The sequence below is a fragment of the Neobacillus mesonae genome, from assembly GCF_001636315.1.
Taxonomy (GTDB): domain Bacteria; phylum Bacillota; class Bacilli; order Bacillales; family Cytobacillaceae; genus Neobacillus; species Neobacillus mesonae.
The window spans coordinates 1,318,285-1,343,817 of sequence record NZ_KV440949.1; the positions used below are offsets into that span (position 1 = coordinate 1,318,285).

Annotated in this window: 22 protein-coding genes and 1 riboswitch; of the genes, 8 read left to right on the top strand and 14 right to left on the bottom strand. The window is 39.4% G+C overall.

The genetic code is table 11. The features are described from left to right. The 11 genes from A6749_RS06605 to A6749_RS06655 all read right to left on the bottom strand — a co-directional run bounded on the left by A6749_RS06605 (position 1) and on the right by A6749_RS06655 (position 11,886). Positions 1-933 (bottom strand): beta-1,6-N-acetylglucosaminyltransferase, encoded by a 933-nt coding sequence (locus A6749_RS06605; RefSeq protein ID WP_066386519.1) that lies wholly within the window; start codon positions 931-933, stop codon positions 1-3. After that, positions 933-1,790, bottom strand: coding sequence for a glycosyltransferase family 2 protein (locus A6749_RS06610; RefSeq protein WP_066386528.1), 858 nt, complete (start codon positions 1,788-1,790; stop codon positions 933-935). Before A6749_RS06610 ends, A6749_RS06605 begins: the two co-directional genes overlap by 1 nt. Positions 1,791-1,837: 47 nt before the next feature. Further along, positions 1,838-2,968 (bottom strand): glycosyltransferase family 4 protein, encoded by a 1,131-nt coding sequence (locus tag A6749_RS06615; protein ID WP_066386531.1) that lies wholly within the window; start codon positions 2,966-2,968, stop codon positions 1,838-1,840. Positions 2,969-3,056: 88 nt separating this feature from the next. Continuing rightward, complete coding sequence (murJ, locus tag A6749_RS06620; protein ID WP_066386534.1) at positions 3,057-4,595, bottom strand: murein biosynthesis integral membrane protein MurJ; 1,539 nt, start codon at positions 4,593-4,595, stop codon at positions 3,057-3,059. 11 nt (positions 4,596-4,606) lie between these two features. Then, a complete protein-coding gene (locus tag A6749_RS06625) occupies positions 4,607-5,692 on the bottom strand; it encodes a phosphotransferase (RefSeq protein ID WP_066386536.1) in 1,086 nt (361 codons plus the stop codon). A gap of 17 nt (positions 5,693-5,709) precedes the next feature. Then, the gene (locus A6749_RS06630; RefSeq protein WP_127488406.1) at positions 5,710-6,822 is read right to left on the bottom strand and encodes an O-antigen ligase family protein; all 1,113 of its coding nucleotides are present in this window, start codon (positions 6,820-6,822) and stop codon (positions 5,710-5,712) included. 207 nt (positions 6,823-7,029) lie between these two features. Then, positions 7,030-7,719 (bottom strand): CpsD/CapB family tyrosine-protein kinase, encoded by a 690-nt coding sequence (locus A6749_RS06635; RefSeq protein ID WP_066386547.1) that lies wholly within the window; start codon positions 7,717-7,719, stop codon positions 7,030-7,032. Beyond that, the gene (locus A6749_RS06640; RefSeq protein ID WP_066386555.1) at positions 7,709-8,446 is read right to left on the bottom strand and encodes a YveK family protein; all 738 of its coding nucleotides are present in this window, start codon (positions 8,444-8,446) and stop codon (positions 7,709-7,711) included. Before A6749_RS06640 ends, A6749_RS06635 begins: the two co-directional genes overlap by 11 nt. 41 nt (positions 8,447-8,487) lie before the next feature. After that, the gene (locus A6749_RS06645; RefSeq protein WP_066386558.1) at positions 8,488-8,835 is read right to left on the bottom strand and encodes a helix-turn-helix domain-containing protein; all 348 of its coding nucleotides are present in this window, start codon (positions 8,833-8,835) and stop codon (positions 8,488-8,490) included. Between the two features lie 25 nt (positions 8,836-8,860). Beyond that, positions 8,861-10,021 carry an aminotransferase class I/II-fold pyridoxal phosphate-dependent enzyme gene (locus A6749_RS06650; protein WP_066386560.1) on the bottom strand — a complete coding sequence of 387 codons (1,161 nt, stop codon included), beginning with the start codon at positions 10,019-10,021 and terminating at the stop codon, positions 8,861-8,863. A gap of 38 nt (positions 10,022-10,059) precedes the next feature. Further along, the gene (locus A6749_RS06655) at positions 10,060-11,886 is read right to left on the bottom strand and encodes a polysaccharide biosynthesis protein (protein WP_066386566.1); all 1,827 of its coding nucleotides are present in this window, start codon (positions 11,884-11,886) and stop codon (positions 10,060-10,062) included. A gap of 533 nt (positions 11,887-12,419) precedes the next feature. Continuing rightward, positions 12,420-12,530: riboswitch (SAM riboswitch) on the top strand. Positions 12,531-12,606: 76 nt separating this feature from the next. On the opposite strand from A6749_RS06655, the gene A6749_RS06660 reads away from it, so the two are divergent. The 7 genes from A6749_RS06660 (at position 12,607) to A6749_RS28815 (ending at position 22,427) form a co-directional block, all read left to right on the top strand. Beyond that, on the top strand, positions 12,607-13,722 hold the full coding sequence (locus tag A6749_RS06660; RefSeq protein WP_066386568.1) for a methionine biosynthesis PLP-dependent protein: 1,116 nt from the start codon (positions 12,607-12,609) through the stop codon (positions 13,720-13,722). Beyond that, the gene (gene metC / locus A6749_RS06665; protein WP_066386575.1) at positions 13,719-14,906 is read left to right on the top strand and encodes a cystathionine beta-lyase; all 1,188 of its coding nucleotides are present in this window, start codon (positions 13,719-13,721) and stop codon (positions 14,904-14,906) included. The genes A6749_RS06660 and metC overlap by 4 nt, the downstream gene beginning before the upstream one ends. A gap of 2 nt (positions 14,907-14,908) precedes the next feature. After that, a complete protein-coding gene (locus A6749_RS06670) occupies positions 14,909-16,771 on the top strand; it encodes a bifunctional homocysteine S-methyltransferase/methylenetetrahydrofolate reductase (RefSeq protein WP_066386576.1) in 1,863 nt (620 codons plus the stop codon). Beyond that, on the top strand, positions 16,749-20,198 hold the full coding sequence (gene metH, locus A6749_RS06675; protein ID WP_066386579.1) for a methionine synthase: 3,450 nt from the start codon (positions 16,749-16,751) through the stop codon (positions 20,196-20,198). Before A6749_RS06670 ends, metH begins: the two co-directional genes overlap by 23 nt. 264 nt (positions 20,199-20,462) lie before the next feature. Then, positions 20,463-20,888, top strand: coding sequence for a MarR family winged helix-turn-helix transcriptional regulator (locus tag A6749_RS06680; RefSeq protein ID WP_066386586.1), 426 nt, complete (start codon positions 20,463-20,465; stop codon positions 20,886-20,888). Further along, entirely contained in the window at positions 20,889-22,112 is a 1,224-nt protein-coding gene (locus A6749_RS06685; protein WP_066386592.1) for an MFS transporter, read from the top strand. Between the two features lie 66 nt (positions 22,113-22,178). After that, positions 22,179-22,427 (top strand): hypothetical protein, encoded by a 249-nt coding sequence (locus A6749_RS28815; protein ID WP_084797662.1) that lies wholly within the window; start codon positions 22,179-22,181, stop codon positions 22,425-22,427. Here the strand turns inward: A6749_RS28815 and A6749_RS06690 are convergent. From A6749_RS06690 to pxpB, 3 genes are read right to left on the bottom strand one after another with little or no spacing between them, the layout of a single operon-like run. Continuing rightward, a complete protein-coding gene (locus tag A6749_RS06690; RefSeq protein WP_066386595.1) occupies positions 22,367-23,311 on the bottom strand; it encodes a 5-oxoprolinase subunit C family protein in 945 nt (314 codons plus the stop codon). The genes A6749_RS28815 and A6749_RS06690 overlap by 61 nt on opposite strands. Continuing rightward, entirely contained in the window at positions 23,308-24,072 is a 765-nt protein-coding gene (locus A6749_RS06695; protein WP_066386600.1) for a LamB/YcsF family protein, read from the bottom strand. The genes A6749_RS06690 and A6749_RS06695 overlap by 4 nt, the downstream gene beginning before the upstream one ends. Next, on the bottom strand, positions 24,069-24,857 hold the full coding sequence (gene pxpB / locus A6749_RS06700; protein ID WP_084797664.1) for a 5-oxoprolinase subunit PxpB: 789 nt from the start codon (positions 24,855-24,857) through the stop codon (positions 24,069-24,071). Before pxpB ends, A6749_RS06695 begins: the two co-directional genes overlap by 4 nt. A gap of 109 nt (positions 24,858-24,966) precedes the next feature. Here pxpB and A6749_RS06705 point away from each other — a divergent pair, with 109 nt between their 5' ends. Next, complete coding sequence (locus A6749_RS06705) at positions 24,967-25,530, top strand: FAD-dependent oxidoreductase (RefSeq protein WP_066386601.1); 564 nt, start codon at positions 24,967-24,969, stop codon at positions 25,528-25,530. The last annotated feature ends 3 nt before the right edge of the window (positions 25,531-25,533 follow it).

Below are 25,533 nucleotides of genomic sequence, written 5' to 3' on the forward strand. Positions count from 1 at the left end.
CTATTCCCCCATATTAGCCATTTGGCTGTAATCCTTTCTCTCAAGCTTTATCCGTTCAGCAAAATATTGAATAACAGCATAATCCGTGGAATCATCAAATTTCCGTGCAAAAAAGCGATCGGAATTTTTAATCGTGTGAATATCTAAACTGGTTAGGTCCTGTGGTGAGTTTCTTTCACTCAATGTCTTTCCCCATTTAAAGAAAAATAAATTATTATTCATCACTTCATCTTTATAAGGTGAATTCATGATCAGTGTTTGGAAAAAGCTTTCATCTGGCACTAATGTATTTTTAAAATAGCTATAATACCACTTGTTTTCTTCCAAAAATGTAAGCATGTAGCGGGCAATTTCAAGTGGAATTGTAAACCACTGTGAACCTTTATAGAAAGAGAATTCACTAGGCCACATACCCATATTAGGAAACAGATTAATTCCTTTACGATATAAACTTATTAATAATCTTCTATATAGTCTAATTGGGTGAATCGTGGTGTATCTTCTTCTGGTAAATTTCGGCCAATTGATTTTCATTAGGCTTAATTCCCCATTATTCATTTTTCGATAAGTCATAAAAATTTTTTCGGAGTGCACTTGTAAAAAATCTTTTAGGCCTTCTTTTACTAACAAATCCTGACCACTTCTTAAACAGATAAAATCATAGTTTTTATTAGCAGCGAGGACCTCCTTCAATAATAAAAGAGTTGCATCAACCTGGCTTATATCACCCCATTCACAATTGATGGATTCCGATAAAACGGTAACATTTGGATGTGGAATGATTTCACCCTTAATTTGTTCATAACATTTTTTATCAATATGAATGAACACGTCTGCCTGGTCTTCAGCAATTAGCTGTTTAAGAAACATATTCACTTGATTAGGGCTGCGGTGAATTTGCAGTATAAACGCAGTACGAGGTATAGAACTCATTAGCCATTCCCCTTTTCAAAAATCCCTTCTTGAGTTTTTATATTCACGTTAAAATATCCCTTCTTTGCCCTCCAAACATGGTATTTCCTCAGGCTTGCCTTAGGGATGAACATAATGATTAAAGGTTTGAATGCAAGCAATCTTTTTAAATAGGGTATATTTAGCCGTCTGCAAGCATCCAATCTAGCTTTTGTTTCCGTAATCCTAAATTTTCTGCTTTTTCTTTTGTATGAGTTTTGGTCTTCCCTATAATAAATCAATGGTTCTTGAATATTATGGAGACTGCAGCCTTTCTCATAAAACTTTAACCATAGATCATAATCTTCCAATCTTTGTTTTGTTATATAATTATCAGAATATCCACCGACTTCTATTAACTTTTCCCGTTTCATCATGACTGTAGGATGAATAAATGGCGTATCGAGAATCATAACATGCTTACCGGGTTTTAATTCCGGCTGTCTGATTCCCCATACACCATTATCATCAAATAAATAAACTCCTGACCCGCAAGCGGCACAATTATGGTGGTCCATGTATGTCACTTGTCTTTCAATACGGCTTTCAATCATAATATCGTCACCGTCATGCCTCATAATATAGTCACCATTACAAAACTGTAGACATTTATTTAAAGTTCCAGGCAAACCTAAATTGGAATTATTCTTCAGCAGCTTAATCCTCTCATCCCTCTTTACATATTGGTTAGCAATCTCTAAGGTATGGTCAGTTGAGCCATCGTCACACATTACCAATTCCCAATTCTTATATGTTTGTTTTTCGATTGAACGGATTGCATCATCTAATGTCTTCTCGCAATTATAGATCCCCATTATGATTGAAACCCTTTTATTCATCCTCCCAGCCCCTCAATTAGTATAAAAACTACACTCCAACTTCAGAATTAACTATTTAGAGATTGTTTGAAATATATGTCTTTCATATCATTAATAACTGTATCAAGTGAGTACATTTTAATAAGCTGTGTATTATTTTCTGAATAAGTTTGCCTTAGCTCTGTTGAATAGAATAGCTCCAATATTGCACTGGCACAGGCTTTTGTATCACCAATCCCGATAACAATTCCGTTTTGGCCGCTTTTCACCAAATCCCGATTCCCTCTGCAATTTGTTACGATTAATGGCAGACCAGTTGCCATTGCTTCCATTACATTAACGGGCAATCCTTCCTGCCGCGATGAGGAAATGGCAATATCAGAAATTGCCATTAAATTAGCAATATCATCTCGTTGACCTAAAAATTCCACATGACCCTGTACATCCAGCTTCACTGCCAAATTTCGATAGGTTTCTAATAAACTGCCATCACCCGCAAGCAGCAGCTTAATATTTGGTACCTGACTTTTTATCATACTGATTGCCTCGATTAAAAGATCCTGATTTTTTCTAAAGCTAAGTTCCCCTGCATAAATTAGGATGAAGTCTTCATCCCGATAGCCATATATTTGCCGCAGTTTTTTTTTTCTCTCGGGTGTTTGGGGCAGAAACTTGGATAAATCAAGTCCTACACCGTTAACTTTATAAATAGAATTCCGTTTTCTTAATTTAAGGCGTTTGGCCGCATGAAAGTCTTCGTCATTCATGGTAATGATTCCATCTGTCCATTTTGCAACAAGCCTTTCCAGTGCATAGTAGACAGCCCAATTTTTCTTTGGGGCACCTTCAAAAAAATGAAACCCATGTGCAGTATAAAGAACTTTTATTTTAATTCTTCGACAAGCTAATCTTGTGATGAAGGATGCAACTGGGGTATGCACGTGCACTAAATCATAGCCATCTTCTTTTAAAATTTTTTTTATTTCCTTATAAGCTATAAGGTTATCCCTGTTAAATGGATTTCGTTGAAAAGTAACTTGGTGAACCCTGCAGCCTGCTTGAACTAATTCAGAACTAACTGCTTGAACAGTGTTAAAAGCAACTCCAACTTCATTACCATTAGCAATCAGATATTTTATATGTGGGATTAAAAAAGAATTGACAGTATCCGATATTGTAGTGACATATAAGATTTTCATTAAATCCCCCCATTAGAATCATTCCCAAAAATATATTTACGAAAATTCGTAAGTCCTTATAATTCAAACTATTCATCACTGCCAAAATTCAAGAAACTTTTCTTACCCTTGAGAAATTTCGAAAACGATTTTTCATTTCGTCTATGAAACTATTTACCTCCGGAATTTTCATAAAAAAGATTAGAACAAAATAAAAAGCCATCCCAACAACTACGGATGCCAATAAAGCAAAGGGCAATCCTATATTATTGATTAGATGGCTAAATGAAAATTTACTTACCACTCCCATAATGAGGGCAGCAAATCCAATTTTGAAAAAGGACTGTGTGAATAATTTAACTCCAAAACTTCCAATCCTTCTCCATAACTGAATGAACAACAACAGTGAACACAAAATAACCGAGATACTTGTAGCAAGTGCAAGACCTCCGATCCCCATGTATCTTGAAAGAATAAAATTCAATCCAATATTAACTCCTAAAGCAATGGCCGCGTTTACCATAGGTGTTTTTGTATCTTGAAGAGAGTAAAATACGTTAGACAAAATCTCTCTTAAGCTTAAACCAATAAGACCAATAGCATAGTAGAAAAGGGCACTTGCGGTCATTGTTATTGCTTGTGTATCGAATTCCCCTCTCCCGTATAACAACTGAACAATGGGTTTAGCAAAAATCATATAACCTACTGTAGCCGGCAGGACAATAATGGTTATAACACTTATTGCCTCTGATAAATGCCCTTTTATTCCCTCTATATTATTTGTTACAGCCATTTTGGATATTTTTGGATACAAGACCGTGGTAATCGATGAAACTATAACCCCTAATACAACTAAATAAATGGTATTGGCATAATTCAAAGCAGAAATGCCCCCTACGGAAATATAGGAGGCAATGGTACGGTCAACAAGAATGTTAATCTGCGCTACTGAAGAACCAAAAATAACTGGAAGTGCTAAAAGCATCATCTTTCTTAAATGATAATCCTTTATATTTAATTGCAGCTTATATCGATAATTATTTTTATATACATAAAAGTATAAAAGGATAAATTGTGCTCCAGCTGCAATTACACCACCCGCCGCTAATACATAGATATTAGTTTTTGAACTTAAAAAAAAGGACCCAATTACAATAAAATTTGCTGGAATCCCAATAATTGCTGGTATTAAAAATACTTCTTTAGTTTGAAGAAAAGCTATAAATACATAGATCATTCCGGTGAAAAAAATACTTATCAATGAAATTTTGGTAAAATTGACTGCTAAATCTAATGTTTCCCCGCTAAATCCTGCCGCGAACAGCTTTACAATTGTTTCCGTATTCAAATAACAAACAATAAATATAATCAAACAAATAGCCAATACTAAATTTACCAAATTATTAGTATAAATATTTGCCTTTTTCGTTCCTTCAAGGTCTTCGATCCGTGAGTAAAGCGGAATGAATCCAGTTGATATCCCTTTTCCAATAATGGCAAGGATGACAGTTGGAATGGTTAAGGAGATTAAATAAACATCACTTATCGTTGATGCCCCATAAAAATAGGACAAAACTATATCTCTTATAAAACCTAAAACTTTTGAAAATAATGTTAATAGCATTAGGAGGATCACTGTTTTTTTCATTTAATCGCCTTCTATATTCCAAATTCTACTAATAAATTTTTATATCTATTTAGATATGTTTGTCTGTCCACCCAATTAAAATGAATCCCACGAACCTGCAAGAAATTTAGAAAATACAAATGAAAATAATCCAATCTCCATTCCGGTCTAAATGACAGCTGAAAAATTGAAAAAATTTCGATTAGCTCCTGATCAAATCCCCCATTAAGGTACCTATTGAAATATTTATAATTATTGTTCATATAAATCTCAATCCACATTAAATTAAAGAAATCATAAAAAAAGATAAGTTCATTAGAATATTCCCAGTCAATATAATATATAAATACTTTTTCTTCTTTCTTAAGGAGAAGATTCCCTGTCCATAAATCTCCATGTACCATTAAGTTTGGAAAACTCATTAGCAATATTTCCTGATTCATCTCTCTCCTAATAAAATCTATTTCTTCATTATTTAACGTAGAATTAAATACTTCTTTTGGAATAGTGAAATAGTACTTCCGTTTCTGTTTACAATCACAAAAATATTCTTTATAACGGCAAAAAATATCTTTCATTATATTGAAGCAATCCTCATCTCTCCAGGTTTCGGAGGGCTGGCATATGATTAGTTCCTCCATGATTAATAATTCCCCAGCATTTGTCCCTAAGATTTCAGGCATTGGAAAATGTTGATTAAAATAATGGTAATTGTTAATCACAGATTGATAATCTTTTTCTTCACTGAATACGGAAAGCACTTTTTTATGTGCAAAGTCAAAAATCTTTTTGTCACTATATCCATTTGTACTTCGAATCGGCAAATAAACTGTTCCAGTGAAATCCTTTATCGCCAATTCCCTTTCAGGAATAAATATACTTTTCCTAAAAATTGTTTTTTTTAATAAATATATTAAAAATCTGGTTGTGGCTTTCCTGTAATAATCATGTTTAAGGATTTCTGATGTTCTCTTTTGTGTTATTCTGTCATTTCTTGTAATGTACTTTATTGAGTCATCAAAAACATAGTTCCCGGGGCTCATAAAATTACCATTTTCCAAAAAACAAGTCTTTAGTTTTTTCTTTTCGTTAATAAAATTTCGAATTTTCCTTATCATGTTTACCACCGAAATTTTTAGATTTGGATTCCTGAATTCATCCTTTTATTTCCATTTAAGGAAAATACCAATGCCCCGAGGAATAACCAAAGTACCCGTGCATTATTCAATGAAATGGCCAATGAACCGATTAACAAGATGAAGATCATATCCCTTAAAATGATGTTTAAATCAGATGCTTGATTGCGGTACCTTGTTGCTTTCCCAAGTAAAAAAAACACAAAGGAAAAGAAAATAACCGCGAACGGAATTCCCCATTCAGCAGATATTTGTAAAAATGTATTATGGGCTACATTATTATAATGAAACATCTCCCAAGCAATTGTTGTATACGTTCCAATCCCAATTCCAATTACTGGGGATAATTGGATGACTTGAAGGGCTGCCCTCCAAGTGTCTTCTCTCCCGGAGCCGCCTTCAGAAATGGCACTGATAAAATCTGAAAAAAGCAAATGTATCCTTGAAAATGAAGGGATTGCTGAAGATAGATAAGAGAAAATGATTTGGAATGAATCAAAAAATACTAGGATCGTTACCACCAAAGATATGGTAAAAAACAATTGAAAGATTAAGGTACTTAATTTCTTTCTTGTCAGAAAAAAATATTCAACTGTCCTTAGAATAAAATAACTAAATAACGTAATTATTCCTGTCTTGGATCCTGAAATTAAGACTGATAATATCATAATAAAAACAGCTAAAATCTTGTATCGCGCTTTTATCTTTTCTGACCTTGTAAGATAAACAAGTGCGGTAATTTGAAGCACAGAAAAATAATTTGGGTCAATCATTAGCCCTTTAAATCTTGTTTCTCCAAAAAATAAAATCTCTGAAAAAACTCTAATATTTAAAATGGTTATGACTATTCCTGCCATGCCGATGAAAAGGCCAAAATATGAATACCACCTGACAGCAGGTTTCAATAAGTTTATAGTTGCTAAATTATAGCCAATAATAAAATAACTAAAGGTTGCCAATAATTTGGTATAATCACTGATGATTCTAATAGAATTTGGTGCAATATCATATTTTATCGGAATATAAAAATATGCAGTTGCCAGAACAAGAACCGAAATAATTAAGAAAAATAGTAACGGTCCAATAGGCATTAATAACTGTTTGTTTAACATTAAAAACAGCAATATAAAGAGACAAAAAAGATCGGCAAAAGATATGTTTACACCAAATACGACATTAGATTGATGCAATAAAATAGAGGTAAAAAAAATAGAAAGGATAAAAAAGATATTATTTTGTTTTTTTAAAGTGTTAGATTTTATTGTATTTATCACTTTTCTGTACACACATCCTTTCTATCTCCCTCAAAACTGAAACTTTTAATTGTAATGACCGTAATAATTAGTTTTTCTAGCAGCTACCCCATTCAAAACCACACCTAATAGAAATGAATTTGCTTTTTCCAATAAATCTTTAGCTTTTAAAGCTCGATCTCTTTTTGTTTTTTTACTTGATACTACCAGCACAACGCCGTCACATTTATTCGCCAAATTTTGGGCATCCGTAACAGCAAGTAACGGTGGAGTATCTAAAACAATATATTCATACATTTCTCTAAGTTCTTTTAACACAAAATCTAATGAGCTTGAACTTAATAATTCAGAAGGGTTTGGGGGAATTGGGCCGCTTGTTAACACCTCCAAATTTGTTATATTTGTTTTAATAACAGCACGCTCAACGTTCATTTTCTTTGTCAAAATACTGGTCAATCCCTCTATATTACCGATATTAAATGAGTAATGAACAGAAGGTTTTCTTAAATCCGCATCTACAAGAAGCACCTTATTTCCCTGCTGTGCAAGGACAATTGCTAGATTTGCTGCCGTTGTAGATTTTCCATCGGAGGGTTCTGGTGATGTTACAACAATGGACTTAATTTCTTTATCTACAGATGAAAAGTTTAAATTATTTCTTATTAATCGATATTGTTCGGTAATAGGTGATTGGGGATTATTATAAGCAATTAGGTGTACATTTCTATTAACTTTATTTTTTAGTTTACGAGACAATGGTTTCCTCCTCCATTTTCTGACCCTTCAAATCACGGATCCCCTTTTTATGAACACGTGGAATTTTTTGAATAGAACCAAGGACGGGCAGCCCAAGATACTGCTCGACATCCTGGTCGTTCTTAAGTGTATTGTCAAAAAGCTCCCACAGCAAAGCAGTTCCGATTCCAGCTAAAAACCCTATTACTATTCCAATGGTAATATTAAACAACGGTTTCGGTCTTACAGGCACTGGATTATTCTTTAATTCCGCTTTTGCAAGAATACTGACATTATTCACACTCATAATATGTTGGATTTCATTCTGAAAAGTTTCCGAAATGGTATTTGCCATTTCAACAGCCTTTTCTGCATTTGTGTTTTCAACAGTTACCAAAAAGATTTGTGAATTATCCTGATTATTTACTTTAATTTTCTGATTCAGTTCCTCCCAGCTTATATTTATGTTAAGTTTATCAATAGCTTTTTCTAAAATAGCCGGACTCTTAATAATACCGCTATAAGTATTGATTAAATCGACATTGCTTTGCAATAACGTATAATCAATCTGGTTTTCTATGGTTTTCTGATTCACAAGTATTTGTGTTGATGCTTGATATACAGGTTTCAATACATAAAACGTGACCGCCGCACTAACAACACCGGTACCAAAAATGAAGAGACTAATTAACTTCCAGCGTTTTTTCAAAATCTTAAATATATCGATTAAATTGAGGGTACTCTCCATAAAATCCTCCAAATTTTTTCCTCGTGAAAGGGTAAACTTGTTTATCCCGATTCTTCTTTCTCGTTCTTCCACTTAATAAATTCAATTAACGTTTTATATTGCTTTAATTGCTCCTTCTCCACTCCCATATCCTTTAATTCAAGGATAAACTCGGCCCATTCCTTTTCGATATGATGAAGGGAGTTCTGGTCTGTACCGTTTTTTAAAAGTGTCATCATATCAACATCAAGTACCTTAGCAATCCGTTTAATAATGGCAAGAGAAGGATTCTGGTTCAAATTTCGCTCCATGTTACTAAGGTATGATTTCGAAATGTTCGTCTTCTCCGCCAGTTCAGTTAAGGTATAACCCTTTTGTTTTCGAATCTTTGCTATTCTTTCTCCAATCATCCGAGTCCCTCTTTATTTCCGACTTTTATCCTGTACCCAGTGAATTTCTAATACATCGAATCACTCTCATTTGATCATCCCTTGTCATATTGGATCCTGATGGTAAACATATTCCTGTTTGAAAAAGCTTTTCCGAAATGTTTTCGCTCCAGTTATGCTGATAATATTGACATTGCTCAAAAAGTGGCTGCAGGTGAAGCGGTTTCCATATATGTCTTGCTTCAATATTCTCCGCTTCTAATATTCGTAATAACTCGGCCGCAGATAAACCTGCAGCCTCTTCATTAATGGTTAGGGCCGTCAACCATCTGTTTGAAAACGTTTGTTGTAATTCCGGCATAAAGGCAATAGCAGAAATATCGGCCAATTCTTCCTGATAGGTTTTAAAAACAGCTCTTCTTGCTTTTACTCTTTCATGCAAAACCTTAAGCTGGCCCCTGCCGATTCCGGCTAAAATATTACTCATGCGATAATTAAACCCAAGCCTGCTATGCTGATAATAGGGGGCTGCGTCCTTCGCTTGAGTTGCCAAAAAGCGGACCTTATTCAGCGCTTCAACATTATTGGAAATAAGCATTCCGCCGCCTGAAGTGGTAATGATCTTATTGCCATTAAACGAATAGATGCCAAATTCCCCGAAAATGCCGCTAGCCTTACCTTTGTACAATGAGCCGAGAGATTCCGCCGCATCCTCTATAATTGGGACATTATATTGATTACAAATGGAGACTAGTTCATCCATTTTGGCCGATTGTCCATAAAGGTTGACAATGATGACAGCTTTAGGAAATTTTCCCGAAACTGCAGCCTGTCGAAAAGCTGCTTCTAATGCAACAGGAGACATGTTCCATGTTTCCGGCTCCGAATCAATGAAAATAGGTATCGCACCTTGATACAGAATTGGATTTGCGGAGGCCACAAAGGTTAAACTGGAGCAAAAAACAAGATCTCCTTTTTGCACTCCCAATAATAAAAGCGCCAAATGAATGGCGGCTGTTCCCGAACTGACCGCAACAGCGCCATTAACACCTACAATCTCGGCTATCTCCCGTTCAAAAGCATCAACATTTGGACCTAATGGAGCAATCCAATTCGTTTCGATGGCTTCATTAATATAGTGCATTTCTATTCCGCTCATATGAGGAGGGGATAGAAGAATTCTTTTCTTCACGGTTGTTTGTGACATCACCTTCACCTCCTAGACCTTAATTTTTAGGCTGATGATTAAATAGAAATTGATAGGGCTTCATTTGAATGGATGTTTCTATTAGCAATCATTAACAGCATTTCCCTCAGCTCTTCCTTCTCTAGACTTTGAAAATGTAGGAGTAAATGGTTAATTTCTTGAATAAATAATTCCGAAGTTTTACCAACATAGATTTTTGGATAAATTTGTTCCTCATTTACTTCATTCTCATTAAGTAATTCTTCATAAAGCTTCTCCCCTGGTCTTATGCCAGTAAATTCGATTCCAATCTCCTCAACGGTGTTACCCGATAATCGAATTAAATTTTGAGCAAGATCAACAATTTTTACAGGATCCCCCATGTCGAGAACAAAGATTTCCCCACCATTTGCCAGGGCACTTGCCTGAATGACAAGTCTTGATGCCTCTGGGATTGTCATAAAATAACGAACCATATCTGGATGTGTGACGGTAATGGGACCGCCTTTTTCTATTTGCCTTTTAAACAAGGGAATGACACTGCCCCTGCTTCCTAGGACATTACCGAAACGAACAGCAACAAATTTCGTTTTGCTTTCTTTGTCCATTGACTGAATAATCATTTCTGCAAGCCTTTTGGTTGCACCCATTACACTAGTCGGGTTAACGGCTTTATCCGTTGAAATCATGACAAAGGTTTTGACACCATGCCAATTAGCTGCATTCGCCACATTGATTGTCCCAATAACATTATTTTTCACAGCTTCATCAGGGTTTCGTTCCATTAAAGGTACGTGCTTATGTGCTGCGGCATGGTAGATCACCTCAGGCAGATAATTCCTTATAATGGAATTCATCTTCTCAGCATCCTGCGTATCGGCAATTTCCGTGATAATCTTAACTGGACTTTCTTTTAACTCTCCCTTCAGTTCCATTTCAATTGAATAAATGCTGTTTTCACCATGTCCTAATAGAACTAAAGTGCCCGGATTAAATTTAATAATCTGGCGGCAAATTTCCGAACCAATAGAGCCGCCTGCCCCTGTCACCAAAACCGTTTTTCCGGTTACAGATTTAGAAATAGCTTTAATATCTAACTCAATTGGCTCTCTGCCCAAAAGATCTTCCACTTGTACATCGCGAAAATGATTAACGGATACTTTTCCTGTTACCAAATCCTCCAACATTGGCAAAATTTGCGTTTTAGCTGAAGTTTTTGTACATTCTTCAAAAATAATATTTAGCTCTTTTTTACTTAATGAAGGAATTGCGATAATAATATTTTCTATTTCAAGCTGTTTTACAACTTGTTTAATTGAAATAACACCACCTACAACTGGAACACCTAAAATATGAAGCTTTTGTTTGTAAACATCATCATCAATAAATCCAACTGGGAATAGATCAGCATCCCGGTTATTTAAAAGCTGTCTTGCAACCATGGTCCCCGCAGAACCAGCTCCGATAATCAATGTTCTTGTTTTATTAATGTTCTTGTTTTTAACAGGATCGCTGCACATTCGCCAACAAAGCCTGAATCCGCCGATTAACAAAATGTGAAGTGCCCAAGTGACCGCCAGAAGTCGAACATAAATCTCAGCAAAAACTATTTTCTGTAAGAGAGCAGCAATAATAATAGAAAAAGTAACGACCTTGAAAATAATGACCAGTTCTCCAATACTGGCATATTCCCATGCCTTTTTATAAAGTTTGAAAAAAAATGAGAAGATATGATGACATAAAAGTATGGATAAAGAAGTGATGATAATCGGTATGGTTACAACATTAGTAGTGGCGTCAACTAAAAATCTGCTAAAAAAAATAGCGGTTAAGACAATGCAAGAATCAGCAAGAAAAAATAACGACAGCCTTTGTAGATAGGTCATAATCTCTCCCCTTTAAAAAGTACTGCAGCATACATGCATAATTAAAGATTTTGATTATCAGGCTTTTTTAAGCACGGCTAATCAAAATCCTTAATTTTTATAAGGGCATCTAACCCTTCCTCACATCACACTTTTGACGACTTGCGTCTAAGGTTTAATCCAACCCACAGCATGACCGAGTGCCTCCTTTGATATCGGCTAGGAGACATCACCACAAATAACACTTTAAAAGACAAATTGTTCAGTATATAAAACTAATAAACTAAAAAAAAACGCAGCTAATTATTTCTTTTTTCTCCGCTGGTTATTTCTTTATTAAGAACATTATAACTCCTTTGAACTAGAAAAAAAATCCTATTTCTATTTACTTTATTCGACTAAAATTGAAAAAATTGAAGAATTTTGTTCCCTTTAAGGAACAATTGTCATTGCATAGGAGAAGCATTTCTCTTTCTGGTAAATAAAGTGGGGGAAAATTAATTTGACACCACAGCTTTACTGTAGTAAATTTAATAAATAATCTAAATATTAAATTCTTATCAAGAGAGGTAGAGGGAAGGGCCCGATGAAACCTCAGCAACCTTCAATGTTTTTTCATTGAAAAGGTGCTAAGTCCTGCAAATGACTAATTTGCAAGATAAGAAGAATGACAATTGATCGCATATGCAAAAGTCTTCTTCTTATAGAAGGCTTTTTTATTTTATCTAGGGAGTGTGCACTATGTACAAAATTGATACTAAACTTGCTCAAATTGGCAATCGCAGTGAGACAGCGACAGGAACCGTGAATCCGCCGGTTTATTTTTCAACAGCATACCGCCACGCAGGAATCGGGCAATCCACCGGGTTTGATTATTCACGAACAGGGAACCCAACTCGACAGCTGCTTGAAAAAACAATTGCCGACCTCGAAGCCGGCGACCAAGGGTTTGCTTGCAGCTCCGGCATGGCAGCAATTTTTACGATTCTATCATTATTCCAATCCGGTGACGAATGGCTGGTAAGTGAAGATTTATATGGCGGCACCTACCGTCTATTGGAACAAGGATTTAAAAAGTGGGGCCTGAATTGTCACTATGTGAACACATGTTGTCCTGAAGAGGTTGAAAGCAAAGTCACACCACAAACGAAGGCCATTTTCCTTGAGACACCGACAAATCCGCTTATGCAGCAGGCAGACATTGCCGCCATCTCGGCAATTGCCAAAAAGCACGGAATTTTATTAATTGTTGATAACACCTTCTACACCCCGCTCCTGCAGCAGCCAATCAAGCTTGGTGCAGACATTGTCATTCATAGTGCGACGAAATATTTAGGCGGCCATAATGATGTACTTGCCGGACTAATAGTTGCTAAGGGTGAGGAGCTTTGTGCGTCACTTGCCTTTCATCATAATGGTGCCGGGGGTGTCCTTAGCCCGTTTGATTCATGGCTGTTAATGCGGGGAATGAAGACCTTGTCCCTAAGAATGGAACGACATGAGAAAAATGCAAAAGCCATTGCGGAATTTCTCAAAAACCATGATGCTATTACAGATATTCTTTACCCTGGCCGTGGTGGCATGCTTTCCTTCCGAATCAAGGACGAAGCATGGGTGAATCCATTTTTACAGAATTTACAGCTGATTACGTTCGCGGAAAGCTTAGGAGGAACGGAAAGCTTTATCACTTATCCAGCAACGCAAACACACGCTGACATCCCGGAGGAAATTCGGATCCAGCAAGGTGTGTGCAATCGTTTATTGCGTTTCTCCGTCGGAATTGAAGATTCAGAAGATTTAATGAATGACTTAAGTCAGGCTTTTGCCAAAGTTAGTGAAGGAGTGACAGTACAATGACGAAGGAAGAATTCACTTTTGAAACAAGACTGCTTCATAATCAGCATAAAATGGACCCTCTTACAGGAGCGGTAAGTGTGCCGATTCAGCACGCCTCAACCTTTCACCAATTTGATGTTGACCAATTCGGAAAATACGACTATGCCCGCAGTTTAAACCCGACAAGGGAAGCGCTGGAGGATGTCATTGCCGAGCTTGAAGGCGGCGTGAAAGGATTTGCCTTTTCATCCGGGATGGCTGCGATCTCTACTGCCTTTCTTTTACTATCGGCCGGAGATCATGTGGTGATTACCGAGGATGTATATGGCGGAACTTTCCGTATGGTAACAGAGGTGCTTTCCCGCTTTGGCGTTGAGCATACGTTTGTTGATATGACTGAGTTGGAACAGGTCAAACAGGCCATCCGTCCGAATACAAAGGCTTTTTATGTTGAAACACCGTCGAATCCTTTATTGAAGGTAACAGACATCCGGGCAATCAGCAATTTAGCAAAAGAGATCGGCGCTTTAACCTTTGTCGACAACACCTTCCTGACACCAGCATTACAAAGACCGCTTGAGCTTGGGGCTGATGTTGTTCTTCATAGCGCGACGAAATTCTTATCCGGCCACAGTGACGTTGTCGCCGGACTGGCTGTTGTAAATAATGAAGACCTAGCTAAACGGCTTGGATTTTTACAAAATTCCTTCGGTGCGATTTTAGGCGTTCAAGATGCCTGGCTCGTGCTTCGAGGTTTGAAAACGTTAAGTGTCCGGCTTGAGCATTCACAAAAAGCCGCATTAATAATAGCAGATTTTTTACAGTCTCATCCGTTGATTGAAAATGTATATTATCCTGGACTTACCGACCATCCTCATTATCAATTGCAGCATGTGCAGGCACAAGGTGCAGGAGCGGTATTGTCATTTGAGCTTAAAAGCGAAGCGGCACTAAGGGAATTTGTTTCTGGCGTGAAGATTCCTGTCTTTGCCGTCAGCCTTGGGGCGGTGGAGTCTATTTTATCGTATCCCGCAAAAATGTCCCATGCAGCCATGCCGCAAGTGGAACGGGAAAAACGCGGCATTAAAAACAGCCTGCTCCGTCTATCGGTTGGTCTTGAAAATCCTGACGATTTAATCAAAGATTTTTCCCGAAGCTTGGATCAGCTCAGTCAGAATGAATTGGTTTTGCAGCAAGGAGAATGATAATGAATCTATTAGAAAAATTACAACAGGAAATTCTGATTGCCGATGGTGCGATGGGAACGCTCCTTTATTCATATGGAACAGGCAGCTGTTTTGAAGAGCTGAACCTCTCCCATCCGGAGCAAATCCAAACCATTCATCAAGCCTATATTGATGCCGGGGCTGATGTAATTCAGACCAATACGTACGCTGCCAACTATTTAAAGCTGCAGCGCTACGGTCTTGAGGATTCAGTAAAGGAAATTAACAGTGCAGCGGTACGGCATGCGAAAGCAGCCGCCAAATCACAAACATTTGTTCTTGGAACTATGGGCGGGAACCGCGGCATAAAGCCTGAATCGATTACAATAGAAGAAATTAAACGCAGCTTTCGCGAACAGCTATACTGCCTCCTGCTTGAAGGAGTTGACGGGCTGCTGCTTGAAACCTTTTATGATTTAGAAGAACTTGAAACGGTTTTAGCCATTGCCCGGAAAGAAACGAAGCTGCCGATTATTGCCCAAGTTTCGATTCAGGAGCCGGGAGTGCTGCAAAATCGCACCCCTATCAACGAGGCATTAAAAAGTCTGGAGGGACTGGGGGCTGATGTTGTCGGTCTCAACTGCCGGCTTGGTCCATACCATATGCTGGCTGCCCTTGAGCAAATTGAACTGCCGAAGCATGCGCTTCTTTCCGCTTATCCAAATGCCAGTCTTCCAGCCTACACGGATGGAAAATTTCATTATGAAGGCGATGCCGATTACTTTAGAAAGTCAGCACAAAGCTTTCGAAATCAAGGTGTTCGGCTTCTCGGCGGCTGCTGCGGAACAACACCTGAGCATATCAGAGCTTTCGCCACCGGACTGAAGGACCGTACACCTATTGTCGAAAAAGTGGTAAAATTAGAACGGAAGCAAATATCGATTGAAGAACATGAACCGAAAAGAGAATATGAACCGCTTCAGGAAATTGTCAAAAAGCGCTCGTCTGTTATTGTAGAATTAGATCCGCCCAGGAAGCTGAATACGGATAAATTTTTCGAAGGGGCAAGGGCGTTTAAAGAAGCCGGGATTGATGCGTTAACACTTGCAGATAATTCTCTTGCAACCGTGAGAATTTCTAATGAATCATTAGGATATTTAGTAAAACAAGAGTTGGGAATGCGCCCGCTTATTCATATCGCTTGCCGTGACCGTAACATCATCGGGCTTCAATCCCATTTAATGGGACTTCACACCCTCGGCATGAATGATGTTTTGGCGATCACTGGCGACCCTGCACGAGTAGGAGATTTCCCAGGTGCCTCTTCTGTTTATGATGTCTCATCATTTGAACTGATTCAAATGATTAAACAGCTGAATGAGGGCTTATCTTTTTCCGGAAAAGACCTTGGGGCGAAAACAGCGTTCAGCGTTGCAGCGGCCTTTAACCCTAATGTCCGCTCGGTTGAAAAAGCGGTGAAACGCCTCGAGAAAAAAATCAGCTTTGGTGCTGACTACTTTATTTCTCAGCCCGTCTTCTCAGAAGAAAAGCTGTTGGAAGTCTATGAACATACAAAACATTTAGAAGCCCCTATCTATATTGGGCTAATGCCATTAACAAGCAGCAAGAACGCTGAATTTCTTCATAATGAGGTACCGGGGATTAAAATTGCTGATTCCATTCGTGAGCGAATGTTTGCCTTGAACGATAACCCGCTTCAAGCTGCCCGTGAAGGAGTAGAAATTACGAAGCAATTAATTGATGCTGCGTTGGACTTATTCAATGGCATCTATTTGATTACACCATTTTTACGATATGAACTAACACTTGAACTGGCCCTTTACACTAAAGAGCGAGCACGTAAATTGAGGGGGAACAGCTATGTCGAAACGACCATTTACTGACCAATTAAAAAAACGGATCCTCATTATGGACGGAGCAATGGGAACAATGCTCCAGCAAGCAGGGCTTACTGCAGAAGACTTTGGCGGAGAGCAATATGACGGCTGTAATGAAAACTTAAACCTAACCACTCCAGAGGTGATTGCGAGGATTCACCGCGAGTATTTAGAGGCTGGGGCTGATATTATCGAAACCAATACTTTTGGGGCCACCAGTATCGTCCTTGATGAATATGATCTCGGTTTTAAAGCATATGAAATAAACAAAAAAGCGGCGCAAATCGCTGTGGCGGAAGCTGAAAAAGCATCTACAGCCAATTGGCCACGTTATGTTGCCGGTTCGATGGGTCCCACGACAAAAACGCTGAGCGTTACTGGCGGAACGACTTTTGATGCCCTATCAGCCTCTTACGAAGAGCAGGCGATCGGTTTAATTGATGGCGGCGTTGACCTTTTGCTCCTTGAAACAAGCCAAGATATGCTGAATGTTAAAGCTGGTTATGTCGGAATTCAAAACGCTTTTACTAAAACAGGAAAAACACTGCCATTATTTATTTCCGGAACAATTGAACCGATGGGAACAACGCTTGCAGGACAATCGATTGAATCGTTCTATATTTCTGTTGAGCATATGAACCCTGTTGCTGTCGGCCTTAACTGTGCCACCGGTCCGGAATTCATGCAGGACCATATCCGTTCGTTGGCTGGATTAGCGGGTACAGCAGTCAGCTGTTATCCAAATGCCGGTCTGCCGGATGAAGAAGGACATTACCATGAAACACCGGAAACGTTAGCAAAAAAATTATCGGATTTTGCCGCTCATGGCTGGCTGAATATTGTCGGCGGCTGCTGTGGTACAACACCGGACCATATCCGTGCAATGGCGGATGCAGTGAAAGATTTTGCACCACGGGAATTTGGCGACACGAATACTCACATGGTTTCTGGGATTGAACCATTCATTTATGACGATCCAACTTTAAGACCAATTTTTGTCGGCGAGAGAACAAATGTCATCGGCTCACGCAAGTTCAAACGACTTATTGTGGAAGAGAAATATGAAGAGGCAGCTGAGATTGCCCGCGCCCAGGTAAAAGGCGGTGCCCATGTTATTGACCTTTGCCTAGCCAACCCTGACCGCGATGAACTTGAGGATATGGAAAACTTTATTAAAGAAGTCGTTAAAAAAGTGAAAGTACCGCTTGTCATTGACTCCACTGATGAGAAAGTCATTGAAAAAGCACTCAAATATTCACAAGGGAAAGCCATTATTAATTCCATCAACCTTGAAGATGGCGAGGAACGTTTCGAAGCAGTCATTCCATTGATTCACCGCTACGGTGCAGCAGTCGTAGTTGGAACGATTGACGAAAAAGGCATGGGGGTAACTGCTGACAAGAAGCTTGAAATTGCTAAGCGCTCTTATGACATATTGGTCAATAAATATAAGCTAAAACCGCAGGATTTAATTTTTGACCCATTGGTTTTCCCTGTAGGCACGGGTGACGAGCAATACATCGGCTCTGCGAAAGCAACGGTTGATGGAATCAGGCTTATCAAGGAACAGCTGCCAGGCGTGCAAACTATCCTTGGTGTAAGTAATGTTTCCTTCGGGCTGCCACCGGTTGGCAGGGAGATTTTGAATTCCGTATACTTGTACCACTGTACCCAGGCCGGGCTTGATTACGCCATCGTTAATACAGAGAAGCTAGAAAGATTCGCTTCCATCGCACCAGAGGAAGTTAAATTAGCGGAAGATCTGTTATTCAAAACCAATGATGAAACACTAGCGTTATTTACTGACTTTTATCGTGGTAAAAAGAAGGAAGCAAAGACGACTGTTCTCAATCTAAGCCTTGAAGAGCGTCTTGCGTATTATGTTGTCGAAGGAACAAAAGAAGGTCTGTTACCAGATTTGGAATTGGCCCTTGCCGAATATCCGGCTCCACTTGACATTATCAACGGTCCATTAATGAACGGGATGAAAGAAGTTGGCCGTTTGTTTAATGACAACCAGCTCATTGTTGCCGAAGTTTTACAAAGTGCCGAGGTCATGAAGGCATCCGTTTCATATTTAGAGCCATATATGGAAAAGGGCGATGTTTCAGCATCTAAAGGTAAGGTTTTATTAGCAACCGTCAAAGGCGATGTCCATGATATCGGTAAAAATCTTGTAGACATTATTTTGAGTAATAATGGATACGATGTCCATGACTTAGGTATAAAAGTTTCACCAGCCGATTTAATAAAAGCGATTCGCGAGGAAAAGCCGGATATGATCGGGCTTTCTGGACTTTTGGTAAAATCAGCACAGCAAATGGTGCTAACCGCACAAGATATGAAGGAAGCGGGAATTTCACTGCCAATTCTTGTCGGCGGTGCGGCCCTGTCAAGGAAGTTTACTGATACAAAAATTGCGAAAGAGTATGACGGGCTCGTTCTTTATGCAAAGGATGCGATGACGGGCTTATCCCTTGCCAACCAACTGCAAACGCCTGGTGAACAAGAAAAGCTGTTCGCCGAGAAGCAAGAAAAATTGGCTAAGGCAAGTGTACCAGTTGATTTGCCAGTCCGCCCTTCAGCATCAGTAGCTGTAAAAGTTCGGCCAGCGGTATCAACAGAGGTTCCAGTATTTGTTCCAAAAGATACAATTAGGCATGTGATCAAATCATATTCCTTATCCCATATTGAACCATATATTAATATGCAAATGCTGCTTGGTCATCATCTAGGCGTAAAAGGGAAAATCTCTAGATTACTTGCCGAGAAGGATGAAAAGGCATGGAAGGTAAAGAATATGGTGGACCAGCTAATCGCCGATGCCATTGCGAACAATTGGATTACACCGCGTGCCTTGTATCAATTTTTCCCGGCACAGTCTGATGGGAATAAAATTTATATCTATGACCCTCAAAACCATAGTAAAGTAATTGAAACCTTTGATTTCCCTCGTCAGGATTCAGCACCGCATCTTTGCTTAGCTGATTTCTTAAAATCGGTTGACAGCGGTGTAATGGATTATGTTGGATTCTTTAACGTTACTTGCGGAAGAGGCATTCGTGAAGTGGCTGAACAATTGAAAGCGGAAGGCCGCTTCCTTGAATCCCATGCCCTTATGTCATTGGCGCTTGAGAGTGCGGAAGGTCTTGCTGAGTTTATTCACCGGCAGATGCGCGACCGCTGGGGCTTCCCGGATCCGCTTGAGTTCACGATGCAGGAGCGGTTTGCGGCGAAATACCAGGGACAGCGCTTCTCATTCGGCTATCCGGCCTGTCCAGAACTTGAGGATCAGAAGAAGCTATTTGGCTTGATTCATCCAGAGGAAATCGGCGTCCAGTTAACCGAGGGCTGCATGATGGAACCGGAAGCATCAGTATCAGCCATAGTCTTTGCTCACCCAGAAGCTAGGTATTTTAATGTATTGAGATAGAGTTAGGTGCGTCCCGCGGAGTTCAATTTGATTCCGCGGGATTTTTGTTTGGATTCCGCCGATTCTGGGATTTATTCCGCGGATATTTTAAATTATTCCGCGGGTTTTCTATTTTATTCCGCCGTTTAGGGACAGATCCCGTCGATTATTAAAAAGTTTCTGCCAACCCCATTTCAACGAAGCAATTTATGTACATCTCTTGACATTTAATCCTCCCACTACTATACTTACCTAGGTAATTAATTTTAAATTTGGAGCGTATCCATGATCAATCAACAACTATTCCATACACTTCATCAGCTTTCACGACACCTAACCAACAAACTCAATGAAACATTAAAACCTTTGGGGTTATACGGTTCACAATGGGCCGTTATTTTTGTTTTAAATAAGAAAGGTTCTTTAACACAAAAGGAACTCTGCGATTATCTGTTTGTGGAAGCACCGCCAATGACTAGGACGATTCAGCGGCTTGTCAAGCAAGGTTATGTTAAGCAGGTGCCGGGTCAGGACAAACGGGAAAAACATATACAACTGACTGATGAAGCATTACGGGAATACCCAAAATGGGAACAGGCCGTAAATAAAATGAACCATGATTTGCTTAAATATCTTTCCGAAACCTCCCAAGAAGAGCTTTTCACGTTACAAAACAACTGGTTACAACAACTATTAAAAGGAGCGGATTGAATGAGCCAAAGTAAACCAAAACTATGGACGAAAAATTTTATCAGTATTTCTTTAAGTAACTTTTTTGTTTTCTTTTCTTTTTATATTCTGTTGGTTACACTGCCAACTTTTGCGTTAGATGAGTTACATACGAGTGCATCTAAAGCTGGATTAATGACGACAATATTTTTGCTTTCAGCTATCATAACACGCCCTATCGCCGGACAATGGCTTGAGCGGGCCGGGAATAAAAAGGTGCTGCTCACCGCAGTTATTCTATTTACGGGAGCGGCAGTTTTTTATTTTATCCCGTCAACCATTACCGGTTTCTTAATTATTCGCCTTTTACATGGGATTGGCTTTGGGATGGCAACAACGGCTATGGGAGGAATTGTTGCTGAAATCATACCAGGATCACGCCGCGGTGAAGGAATGGGATACTTTGTTTTATCAACTAATATGGCTATGGTATTGGGACCCTTTGTGGGATTAATGACCATTCAGCTATGGGGATCGCAAATTTTATTCATTCTTGCAGGTGTAGTTGCTTTAGGTTCACTGCTGGCTGCTCTTAGTGTCAAACACAGCAAACCAGAAGAAAATAACGAAATCGAGGTGCTTTCTTCCTTTTCAATCAAAGGCTTATTTGAAGCTTCAGCCGTTCCAATTTCGATTGTTGGAAGCTTTATGGCCATTGTCTACTCCGCGCTGCTTTCATTTATTTCGATTTATGCGAGTGAAATTCATGTAGAGAGTGTATCAAGCCTCTTCTTTGTGGTTTATGCGATTGTCCTTTTGATATCAAGACCTTTTACTGGAAAATGGCTTGATGCATACGGTCCAAATGTTATCACCTATCCATGTATTGTTCTATTTGGTATTGGATTGTTTATTTTAAGTCAGAGCAGCGAAGCTTTCACATTCCTCCTTTCCGCTGGGATCATTGGTCTTGGCTGGGGAACACTTTTCCCAACATTTCAAACAATTGCGATTCAAGATGCCGAACCGAGAAAAAGAGGATTGGCCACCGCAACCTTCTTATCCATTTATGATACTGGGATGGCGCTTGGATCATTTGTGGTCGGTATAATCGCCGCAAAGATGGATTACAGTTCATTGTACTTTCTATTTTCCTTCTATGTGTTAATTGGGGCTGTCTTATATTATTTCCTTCATACTAAGAAAAAGCGGGCTTCTGTTAAAGTAGAGGCTGAATTCCAGCAATCAAAAGCACAGGAATTGTAAATTTATTTTTACTCATTCCTTCAAATGATATATAATGAGGAAAATCCATTTGAAGGAGTGTTTCCAATGGCTAAATCCAAAGCCAAAAAATTACGTAGCAAACTTATACGTGAAGGCAACATGAATCCGGAAATAAAACGGTGCCCATTTGTTTTTTCCGATATGCGTACAAGATTAAGCAAAACGAAAAAAGATCATATATACAAGCAAAAACACAAGAACCACCAATTCCACGACGGAAATGATGGTTCTTTTTATTTTGCAGCCAGCGACAAATGCTTCAGCAGTCTGCGCTGCTCCAAATATAATCGCTGAGCTTTCTCTATTTTCACCGTGGTGAAGGTAATATTGGTGTCAGGCACCGCTTGGGCAATCAGCGGCAGATCAACGGAAATGACGGTGCCGATTCTTGTGTAGCCGCCCGTTGTTTGCCTGTCTGCCATAAGGATAATCGGCTGTCCGCTTGCGGGGACCTGGATGCCTCCAAACGGAATCGGATCTGAGATAATGTCTGAGCCTTCAATATGCTCTAATTTCGGTCCCTTTAATTGATACCCCATTCGATTGGATTGCGCGGTAATCACATATTTTTCCGAGAAAAACTTTCTAATGCTCTCTTCTCGAAACATCGCCTCGTGCGGTCCAAGGATAACTCTGACATTTATATCCTCTGAATATTGCGGAATCAGCTTAGGATGCAGCGCTTTAAACGGCGTCCGAATCATTGAGCTGCCAAATAGCACATCCCCCTTTTTCAACGCCCGGCCTTCAAATCCGCCAAACCCGCTGCTCAAAAAAGTGGATTTACTACCTAACACCTTCGGAACTTCAAATCCCCCCGCAACCGCTACATAGGTTCTCGCTCCTCTACGGCATGGACCAATGGACAAAAGCTGACCTTTTCGCAAAAGAAAACTCTTCCATAGTGGGACATCCCGTCCGTCCACCTTTGGCGAAAAATCCCCGCCGCAAATGGCCACCGTGATATCGTTTAAGGCCTCTAATTCCGGTCCAGCAAACGCAGTCTCAAGGACTGCCTCCCCAGCCGTATTCCCTGCTAAAATATTGGCGATTTGCATTGAAAAACGATCCATTGCTCCAGAAGGACTGACTCCATATACTTGATAACCATCTCTGCCTAAATCTTGGAGCGTCGTCTGGAGCCCCGGTTTCACCACTTGAAAAATAGCCGTTTTCATCTCTTTTTACCCCAGCTTTTTCTAATCGGGATATTTTCATTTATAAGGGCTTCCCTTAAGGAGGCGACAAATTCCAGCGCTTGCGGCTCATCACCGTGAACACAGATCGTATCAGCATTAATGTTAATATCCGTACCATCCACGGCGTGGACTATTCCTTCCTTCACCATTCGAATCACTCTTTCAATCGCCTCTGAAGGTTGATGAATCATCGCATTTTTTTCCTGCCTTGATGTCAATGTTCCATCGGGCTGATAGGTCCGGTCTGCAAAAACTTCTTCAGCCACTCTAAGCCCTTTTTCCCTTCCGGCAATCACTAACTCACTTCCAGCCAGACCGTATAAGACGATAGAAGAATCAAAGTCAGCCACCGCTTGAGCAATGGCCCCCGCAATGTCTCGATTCTTCGCAGCCATATTATACAAAGCTCCATGCGGCTTTACATGGGAAAGAGAAACATTGTAAGCCTTACATACTGCGGCTAATGCCCCGACCTGATAAACGGTTAAATGGTAAATCTCGCGCGAAGTTAAATTCATTTTTCTTCTGCCAAATCCGGCCAAGTCCGGTAACCCAGGATGAGCACCGATTCTCACTCCATGCTTTTTCGCTAATCTTACGGTTTCAAACATCACATTATGGTCACCCGCATGATAACCGCAGGCCACATTAGCGGACGAAATATATTTTAATACCTCATGGTCATTGCCCACTTTAAAGGCACCGTAACTCTCACCAAGGTCGCTGTTTAAATCAATCATTCTCCCAACTCCTTATCATAAGATGTAACCGTAAACTTGTCCTCCGCTGCAAGCTTTTTGATGCTGACAAACTCCAGTCTATCGATTGGGAAAAATTTAATATAGTGGCCCGGTGAAAATAGACTCGGCTGCTTTTTTTCAATGTCAAACAGCTTGATGGGTGTAATACCTATTATTCTCCACCCAGATGGAACCGCTGTTGGATAAATCCCTGTTTGGTTCCCTCCGATTCCTACAGACCCGGCTGCTACACTTGGTCTCGGATGTTCAAGACGGGGCACCGCCAGCTGCTCCGGAAGACCGCCAAGATACGGAAATCCAGGAACAAACCCCACCATATAGATGAGATATTCATAGCTGGTATGAAGTTTAATAACCTCGTCTTCCCTCAATTTGTGGTACTCCGCTATGTACGAAAGATCAGGTCCAGTTTCACCGCCGTAATAGACTGGAATCTCATAAACTATCGGTTGAACAGCAGCCGCATTGTACAAATTATTATTTATTTTTTTTACTTGATTCATTAACACATGATAAGAGATGACCTCCGGCCGATAATAGATCGCAACTGTGTTATATGCCGGTGCACATTCAACAATCCCTCTGATGTTAGCGGCTTGCAGCTTTGTATTAAACTGTTGAATCTTTTGATGAATTGCTTCACATATTTCGCTGCCAAAAGAAATCCTGATAGCCGTATCTCCAAGTGGTTTAATTTCAATCATGACATCACCTAAATTCCCTTTAATTTTACGGTATATGGAAGCCGGGAAAATTTCAAGCATAACTTTTCTTCGCTTTTCGAAAGTTACAAAATAAGCAGTTTATTTTACTTTTTACATTCTTTAGTTGATAATATGGATGTTAAAAAATTCTAATTAGGAGGTTTTTAATATGTTTGATGTTGTAATTATTGGTGCAGGCCCTGCTGGTGCAAGCGCTGCCCTGTTCACAGCAAAAGCCGGCAAAAAAACACTTGTTGTTGATAACGATAAAAGCATAACGAAAAGAGCTTGGATTGAAAACCATTATGGTGTGAAAGAAGTTACCGGCCCGGCTCTTGTTGAAACCGGCAAAGAACAAGCCAAAAAATTTGGCGCAGAAATTGTCCAAGGTACCGTTACAAATATCAGCAAAACTGAGAACGGTTTTAGAGTAGAAAGCGATCAAAACCAATATGAAGCAAAACACGTCATTGTTGCAACAGGCATGATGGCAGATTTAGCGGAAACAGTGGGTTTAAAAACCAAACCGGGTACAGAACCAAGAATTAAAACAATCCTTGATGTAGATGCTGCCGGAAAAACCAATATCCAAGGCATCTGGGCAGCAGGTACAATCGCCGGCGTAAGCATGCATACCATTATTACCGCCGGAGACGGAGCAAAAGTAGCCATCAACGTCATCAGCGAAATCAACGGCGAACGCTACGTCGACCATGATATTTTAAAATCATAGAAA